The organism is Corynebacterium sp. Marseille-P8863, assembly GCF_946902955.1.
Taxonomy (GTDB): Bacteria; Actinomycetota; Actinomycetes; order Mycobacteriales; family Mycobacteriaceae; genus Corynebacterium; species Corynebacterium gottingense.
On sequence record NZ_CAMPQC010000006.1, the window covers coordinates 146,554 to 154,154 of the forward strand.

The following is a 7,601-nucleotide window of genomic DNA, read 5'->3' on the forward strand; positions in this document are numbered from 1 at the left end:
CATGCAGTCCCTCAACCCCACGGCCGCGTACCGCAGAGAGCTCAAGACCACTGTCCGCCCCTACATCGGCGGCTTGGTGGCAACCGCCGTCATAGTCGGAGCGCTTGTCGGAACCATCCTGTACGTCGCGTTTTCCTCCGGTGGCAGTTCCGATCTCAAACAGGGCATGGTCAATGCCAGTTTGATCGCGATCTTTCCCACCATCATCGGGGTGCGTCTGGCGCATCAGAACTTCATCAGCGACCATCGGGCAACGGTGCTGGCGATGAAGAACCTAGGCGTTTCGAGCGGATTTTTCCAGCGACATTTCCTTCTGCAGGCGCTGGCCTTGGCGGGTGTGGCCAGTGTGTCGGCGGTGGTGCTCGGGCGTGTTATCCTCCGATCCTTCTTGAACCTACTGTTCCTGGGCATGGGAAAAGAGCTGCCCGATGTGTGGGGTGCGCCCCTGCCTGTGCTGGGTACGGCACTTATCGTCCTCGGCCTTATCTACCTGGCGGGGGTCGGTACGATCCGCCTCGACCGGGTTGTGGGTCAGACCAGCACCGCAGGCGCAAGCAACGCGGCAGTGAAGAAAGCCGGGAGAATTGCCGGTATCGTCGTCGCGGCACTCAACATCATCTGCGGCGTGTCGCTGATTGCCGCAGGCGGGTCGAGCATGGCGGTGGCCGTCATGGTGCTGACAACCCCGGTCCTCGCGGCGGTCATGGCGGGACCGTTGAGCCGATTTGCATCCCGTGCCATCTCCTCGGTGCTCAGTCGCACCGTCGGATGGACCGCCCCTGCGGTGGGGATTCGCTCCATTGCCGCCACGGGTACACTGTCCCGGGCAGGGTTGGCGGCTGCATTGGTGGCCATCCCCCTCGCCGGGTTCAGCTGGGCTATTTCCTCGCTGGATGCCGGGGCCTATTACACGACCCAAAACGTCAGCGAAGCTCCCGTCATCGTCACCGGCGATGCTCGCCTTTTGGCTCCGGGGGACGCGGAGAAGGTGTGCGCCCAGATCGGAGACTCCTGCCACGGGGTTGTCTACTGGCAGCCCTCGGATATCACTTATTCGGGTTCCGAGTCCGCCTCGCACGAGGTCGCCAACGATTACACGATCGCCGGGTCAAATCTTCAGGCTATCGACGAGTTCCTCTCCGGGGCCGAGGCCCCGGCCAAGGAAGATCCCTTCCATCTCGACTACATGCAGCTTTCTGCCGCGGTGTCGGAGAATCCCCCGGTCGATCCTGACTGGGCTCTCGTTGTCACCGACTCCTCCGCACAGGCCCCCGAGGGTTACTCGGTGATGTCGGCGAAAAAGTGGGCGGAAGGATCCGGGAAGGATACACAACTGTTCTACGGCCCCAGTGGTGACGGCACCGCCGGTTTCATCCCTCTGGCCGCCTACGCGTTGTTGGCAATCTGCGTCATCCTCGTCGTCGCCACGATCGGTAAACGCTCGAGCCTGCAGCGCTTCTTTTCCCCGCTGCACCTGCTGGGCAAGACCCGATCGGGTATCCAGGCCACCGCGTTTTGGGCGGTACTGTTTCCTTACCTGACGGCCACTCTCGCGGCTGTGGCGGCAGGCTTGTGGCTGACCACCGTTGCCCACATCGTCACCACGGGCAGAGTTGGAGCGTGGACACCGTTCATGCCGCTGGGGTTGTGGATCCTGTTCGGGGTTGTGTTCCTAGCTACCAGCGCCACCGTGTTCTTTCCTCATTCCAAGAAGCTCGCGATCAATGGAGCAGTGTAACTCACATAATCCGCTACTATTACCGAAGAAAATTGGGTAAGAGCGAAGAAGAATGAGATTACCCTCGTTTAGTGTACACCCAACTTGTACGGATGTTGTGTCCGTAGGAGAGGATGTTCATTGTGAGCCAAAAACGCAAGAAGTACACGCCGGAGTATCGGCGTGAAGCCGCGAATCTCGTGATTGAGTCGTAGCGCCCGATCGCCCAAGTGGCCCGAGAGATCGGTGTCGCCCCGGGACTTTTAGGCAAGTGGGTCAAAAATGAACGCGAGCGACGCGGTGCTGCCGATGGGATGAGCGAGGCGGACCTTCGAGCTGAGAATGCGCGCCTGCGCCGTGAGCTGGCTGAAGCCAAGATGGATAACGAGTTTTTGTCAAAAGCGACAGCCTTCTTCGCCGCAAAGCAACGCGAGCAGAAAAGTTCGAACTAATGTGGCGAGAGAAGGCAAACTACAGCATCAAACGCATGGCACGGCTTTTAAAAGTGTCTCGGTCTGGATACTACAAATGGGCCCATACGCAGCAGAAGCGACTATCCGGCGACGATGATCGTGCAGCATTTTACGATGATGTTGACCGCAAGATTCACCGGATTTGGAAAGACTCCGATGAGGTCTATGGTGCTCCGCGGATCACCGCAGAGCTTGCCGAGCGCTACCGCATTGCGCTTAACCGTAAGACTGTGGCTAAACGGATGCGCCTGATGGGGCATTGAAGGGATTTCACCGCGGGCGTTTGTCCCGGTGACCACAATTCAATCCAAGCGTAAGTCCACGCTTCCTGACCTGGTCAAGCGCATGTTTGATGCCGGTGAGCTGAATCGGGTGTGGATGTCGGATATTACCTACCTGCGCACCGATGAAGGCTGGTTGTACTTGTGCGCGGTCCGCGATGGCCATTCCCGCCGTGTGCTGGGCTGGGCTATGGATAGTGTGTTATGGATAGTGTGCAAGATACTTCCCTGGTCGAACGGGCCTTGCGGATGGCGCACACGCTGCGCGGTGACATTCCTGATGGGCTGGTGTTTCACGCCGACCGTGGCGCACAGTTTACAAGCGAGCAGCTCTGGGACGTCTGCCGCCGCCTGGGTGTTCAGAAGATTGAAATGGTAGCGGTGTGGTGAGTATCTGGTAGCGCCTGAGTGAGTATCCGGTAGCGGTGTCGGATGCGGTTTGTCTCGTGTGGGTGGGTTAAGATAATGGGGGAACGTTTGGAGGTGGACTAGTGAAGAAGCGGAAGTGGAATGCCGTTGAAACGGTGAAAACTGTTAAGTCGTCAGTGGTTATCATCGTCGATCCTTCAATAGACAGCGTCAGTCTGGCGAATCAGTTTGGAAGAGCCCTCGCGGAGGTGTCCCATTCTGCGCTGATTAAAGGTGACGTTTGTGTCGATTCCAGAACTGGCAATCTGGAATTGCATTTGTATCTTCGGATTAAGAAATTTGCCGAAGCTGCAGGTGCAACCTCGGAAATATTCGGCTTACTAACGCGGTTGATTCCCGAACTTCAGCAGGACGATCTCTCTACCGGCACTAACCTTCTCGCCCCTGCTTAGCAATGTCGTCAGATCGTGTGTTATCGATTGCTAGACGCATCGATCGGATATCAGAATATCTTCCTCGTGTTGTAATGGTTGGGGCTCAAGTCCCAGCGTGGTTCACCGTTATGGTGGGGAATTCCAGGCTGCACGAGACTTTTGGATTCCTGCCCGAGCAGTTCGCGATTCGTACAGACGCGACCCTGATTTGCACTGCGATGGGTCTGGCTGTTTGGGGAGTGTATCTTGAGGGACGACGAGAAAAGACTCTAATAGAGCGAGACGAGCAGCTCGAGCTAGCCCAAAAAGTTTTAGCCACACTAGATCGTCGGCTTGACGACCTAATAGAAGAGCTTACCGAAGAGTTAGGATTAACTTCGGGCGGAAACACCAAGCTTTCGAGTGGTAAATGCGTGCGGATCACTATTTACGCGCATGACCCTACGGACCGAGTTTTTATTCCGCTGGGAAGACGCTCGACGAACCCCCGATTTCGAGATTTTGGGAGAAAGTCCTATCCGGATGACCAGGGACTCATTAGTCGTGCGTGGGAAACTGGTTGGGGCGTCGAGACTGACCTACCGGCCCAGAAAGATCAGTGGGTTGACGAGGTGAGCGAACGTCACTCCATTCCTACGGAAGTTGCAAAACAGTTCCGCTTGAGAGCGCGAAGCTTGGCCGCTTTGCGTCTTCAGGTGGGGCGAGAAAAAGCCGGCGTAATTGTAATCGAAAGTGACGACCCTAAAGGTATCGGCGGAAATGTTGTAGATGACTACCGCTCAAGTCGAGCATACGATGAATTAAGGGCTCTTATGCCGATACTGGTAGCCCGTAACGATTTCGAACACCGCAAAACTAATTCGTATACAAGCGGAAGTACTGTGATTTGATCTTCTCTTCTTACGAATCCGGTTTACCCGGAAAGTTTACTACTGGTGCTGGCAACTCCAAATTGGGACCTTTAAATCCGGGATGTCGGGGGAGGGGTAGTTGAAGTGAGTGCGGAGCCATTTCAGCAAAATTTTCGCGTTTACCCCGGAAGAGATCGCCGCTAGTTTCTGCCGCATCTGACAGGAGGCAACCAGCTGGCGGAATCGGTAGTAGCTGTAATGGCGCTGGCCCGGCTGGGCGGCAGTGGTGGTGTAGCGAGCCCACAATACTTGCAGCGTTTGCTTCGTACGCCCTGTGCGTGCTTTGACGACCGTGTCAAAGTCAATCGGGACGAATTCGCCTTGCCCGCTGGTGCGTTTATCAACGAATATCTCGTCCAGCTCGTCATTCGTCAGCGCCGCGACCTGCTCAACAGTGGTCAAGCCAAGGCTTTGCAGCGCTTGGTTCGCCCGGGAAATCGCGCGATGCGAGCACCCGAGCTGGTCTTCAATCTGGCGGTAAGAACGCTTCTTTATCAGCAGCGTCATCACCGCACGGCAATCCGTCATAAGCGGACTCCTTCCAGTACACGCCGCACCCGAGTGGTGCGGCTACCGGAAGTATCATCCCGAGCGCCCTGAGCTGCTACCAGAAACTCACTGAAGCGCTACCGGATAGTCACGACACTGCTACCAAATAGCCGGTCGCAACAGCCTGGGCATTGCCCAGTCCGTTGGGCGCACTGGCGTGTGTTTCGACAACGCGATGGCTGAATCGTTCTGGTCGACGCTGAAGACCGAATTTTATGACCGGCAACACTGGCCTACCCGTGATGCTGCACGCACGGGTGTCACGCGCTGGATTGAAGTGGTCTACAACCGTCGCCGGCGCCACTCCGCACTCGGGATGCTCAGCCCCGCCGACTTCGAGCACCACATCACCCAGACCACCAACGAAGAAGAAACAGCTGCCTAACTATGAGGTAGCTCCACTACGTGTCCACCATTTGCGGGCAACCCCAACTCCTGGTGCAAGTATCTCACCCCCACAGAGTACGAAGTGCTCGCCGCGTAATAATGCGCTAGAGTAAGCCCCATAATTTCACCACCCCATGGTGTCTACTTTCCGGGGGCCGGGCCCGAGCTAGAGATAGAAGAGGGAGGATCCAAACTTAATCCCCAACAATTAAATATGGTTAAGCAAATACTTCTTGAGATATTCACAAATATAGTTAAATATGCGGAGCCAGAATCGAATGTGATAGTGGCTTTGAAAAATTCTCAGGGGGCGAGGCGCATAATCTTTGTCAACTCTATTGCCAAAGAAAGAAGGTGCTCGTATATGACTACCGGAATGGGCTTGCCGGGAATAGAGCGAGCGGCCTCGAGCATGGGGGGCAGGTAGTAGTGAAGGCCAATTCTCACCTATGGGAAGTCGCTTTGATCCTCCCGTAATACGGGCCTACCCCTAGCTGGGGGGGGATACCTTTGTCTCCAGATTAGGGAGGTGTGACGATTCCCGTGTGGTGAAAAAGGTAGAGGTACACAATGAATTTGTTCCCGGTATCTCAACTAAGTAAAGGGGAAGCTCGATGATGAAATCGGCGTTTGCAATGAAAAGGGCTGCCATTTTCGCGACTGCGACCTTGACCATCTTTTCCACCGCCTCCCCCCGCGCATGAGGAAAGGCCCGCCAATTGGCGGGCCTTTTGTTACGCAAATTTCGCAGCAAGTGTCGCTAGCTCTGCTCTGTTCTGCATTCCGTATTCCCGAAGGAGAGCAGATACCTTCTTCTTGATGGTGATTTCTGCGTAGTTGAGGCGCTGTGCAATCTGCGAATTGGTATAACCCTTGCTAATCATCAGGACGATCGCACGCTCCTCTTCAGACATATCTATATCCTTCAGGTGTTGCTTAGCATCCTGTGTGACCTGTGCGCGCAACATGCGCAGCATTCGTTCAGAGCTTTTCATTGCGATGGCCACGTTGCCGTGAGCTGCGGCGCGGACAGCCCTCATGATCTCTTCAGGGCGTTGGCTCTTGATAACATATCCTGCGGCCCCTTCCGTTAGGCATGTGATCAGGTTGCGATCAGTGTCGAATGCTGTGATTGCCACAAAAACTGGTGGCTTGTCTAGTGTTTTCAACCAGCGGAGAAGCTCGATACCCCCGATATCAGGCATTTGTAGATCCGACAAAACGATGTCGCATTTGTTGGTACTGAGCCAATCAATCGCATCTCGTCCGTTGGCGACGACTCCCACAACATTGAGATCATTAGCTGTGGAGAAATACAGTGGAAAGTACTCCTGGATGTGGGGATCATCATCCACAAGCAGGATGCTGAGAGGCTTCATTTGCACCAGAAGCCACGGAAGCCGTCTCTACAGCCAAAGAATCGGTCGAACGATTCCATTGGGGTTATGCCTCCAGCGAGGTAATGTACAAGAATGTCTATCAATGGTCAGATCCTTTCTCGGGAAGAGGTAGCGAGATTTGCACTGACCACCTCTTGTTAGATGATTGGTAATTGATATTTCCGCCGACAGATGCGCAAAGATTATGTAGATGCCGCAGGCCGAGTTTCAGAGAATTCCTTGTGGTAGGGGTATCAGAGATCGCGTTGTTGAATATCAGTCGTACGTTGTGGTCCCGGACGCCAGCGTAAATAGTGACGGGAGTTTTCGGATCACCGTGTTTGAGAATGTTTGTGACGATCTCCGCGGTACATTCTGACACAACTTGGCATACCTCCTCCGAGAATGTGTACCGGGGTAGCTCGAAAACGCAAGATGTATTAAAACCGTGAGACCGTAGCGAGAGGTCAGCAGCGCGTAAAGAGCTGAGTGGGGCTGGAAAAGTAGCGCGTTGGTTTGGAGTATCAGAGGATAGTTGGAGGGCTTCTATTAAAGCTCTCACGTCTTCAATCGTCTGCCGGGCTGTTTCCGCGCATGGTTCTAACTCTTGACTCAATTCCGGGCGGCGTAGTCTGAGCGCTTCTATCCTTACGACGAGAGATGTGAGATCGGCTGCAATCGTATTGTGAGCCAGCATAATGAGCTCATTTTGTTTGGCATGCACCCATGAACGATCGACATATTTTCGAGCCAGCTCGTGCCGTATCCACCAGCCGCACAGGAACGCGATTACTAAGAGGACAGTGGCGACAGTGGCGGCATAGGGGTCGAAGTAGAATCGCTGTTCCTCGAACGAGTAGAAGCCAACAAGCCAAAAAAGAACCGCGTAGGAAAGGGGAAACCAGAAAGCTCGCTGGGCAGCGACAACGCCCAGTATCGGAAAACCAAGCAGAATCGCTGTTCCCGTAGGGGACTGAAGCGTCCTGGGTTTAGTTCCTACCTCTGCTAAGGAAGGATTGGCACTATGCCCAGAAAGTATTCCGCCGAATTCAAGGAGAAGGCGATCCATCAAGTCCTAGAGATGGTCCGTCTGGAATCCTG

The 7,601-nt window shown here is 54.9% G+C and carries 8 protein-coding genes and 1 pseudogene; 7 read left to right on the forward strand and 2 right to left on the reverse strand.

The window, feature by feature from the left end:
* Position 1: 1 nt before the first annotated feature.
* The 6 genes from OVO38_RS06390 (at position 2) to OVO38_RS06415 (ending at position 4,164) form a co-directional block, all read left to right on the forward strand.
* Positions 2–1,738, forward strand: a complete 1,737-nt coding sequence (locus tag OVO38_RS06390; protein WP_267208018.1) for a hypothetical protein — start codon at positions 2–4, stop codon at positions 1,736–1,738.
* 209 nt (positions 1,739–1,947) lie between these two features.
* Complete coding sequence (locus OVO38_RS06395; RefSeq protein ID WP_267208019.1) at positions 1,948–2,169, forward strand: transposase; 222 nt, start codon at positions 1,948–1,950, stop codon at positions 2,167–2,169.
* Entirely contained in the window at positions 2,169–2,453 is a 285-nt protein-coding gene (locus OVO38_RS06400; RefSeq protein ID WP_267208020.1) for an IS3 family transposase, read from the forward strand. Before OVO38_RS06395 ends, OVO38_RS06400 begins: the two co-directional genes overlap by 1 nt.
* Before the next feature lie 222 nt (positions 2,454–2,675).
* Positions 2,676–2,861 (forward strand): hypothetical protein, encoded by a 186-nt coding sequence (locus tag OVO38_RS06405; RefSeq protein ID WP_267208021.1) that lies wholly within the window; start codon positions 2,676–2,678, stop codon positions 2,859–2,861.
* Positions 2,862–2,962: 101 nt separating this feature from the next.
* Positions 2,963–3,292 (forward strand): hypothetical protein, encoded by a 330-nt coding sequence (locus OVO38_RS06410; RefSeq protein ID WP_267208022.1) that lies wholly within the window; start codon positions 2,963–2,965, stop codon positions 3,290–3,292.
* A gap of 110 nt (positions 3,293–3,402) precedes the next feature.
* Entirely contained in the window at positions 3,403–4,164 is a 762-nt protein-coding gene (locus OVO38_RS06415) for a hypothetical protein (RefSeq protein WP_267208023.1), read from the forward strand.
* Between the two features lie 39 nt (positions 4,165–4,203).
* Here OVO38_RS06415 and OVO38_RS06420 read toward each other — a convergent pair whose 3' ends face one another.
* Entirely contained in the window at positions 4,204–4,713 is a 510-nt protein-coding gene (locus tag OVO38_RS06420) for a hypothetical protein (protein WP_267208024.1), read from the reverse strand.
* Between the two features lie 145 nt (positions 4,714–4,858).
* Here OVO38_RS06420 and OVO38_RS06425 point away from each other — a divergent pair.
* A pseudogene (locus tag OVO38_RS06425) lies at positions 4,859–5,119 on the forward strand (integrase core domain-containing protein); the annotation flags it as partial.
* A 736-nt stretch (positions 5,120–5,855) separates the two neighbouring features.
* On the opposite strand, the gene OVO38_RS06430 reads toward OVO38_RS06425, so the two are convergent.
* On the reverse strand, positions 5,856–6,476 hold the full coding sequence (locus tag OVO38_RS06430) for a response regulator (protein WP_267208025.1): 621 nt from the start codon (positions 6,474–6,476) through the stop codon (positions 5,856–5,858).
* Positions 6,477–7,601: the final 1,125 nt, after the last annotated feature.

Excerpts from the sequence above, each read along its gene's own strand:
- OVO38_RS06420 (WP_267208024.1), bottom strand. The coding sequence starts at position 4,713 with ATGACGGATTGCCGTGCGGTGATGACGCTGCTGATAAAGAAGCGTTCT.
- OVO38_RS06400 (WP_267208020.1), top strand. The coding sequence starts at position 2,169 with ATGTGGCGAGAGAAGGCAAACTACAGCATCAAACGCATGGCACGGCTT.
- OVO38_RS06405 (WP_267208021.1), top strand. The coding sequence starts at position 2,676 with ATGGATAGTGTGCAAGATACTTCCCTGGTCGAACGGGCCTTGCGGATG.
- OVO38_RS06390 (WP_267208018.1), top strand. The coding sequence starts at position 2 with ATGCAGTCCCTCAACCCCACGGCCGCGTACCGCAGAGAGCTCAAGACC.
- OVO38_RS06415 (WP_267208023.1), top strand. The coding sequence starts at position 3,403 with ATGGTGGGGAATTCCAGGCTGCACGAGACTTTTGGATTCCTGCCCGAG.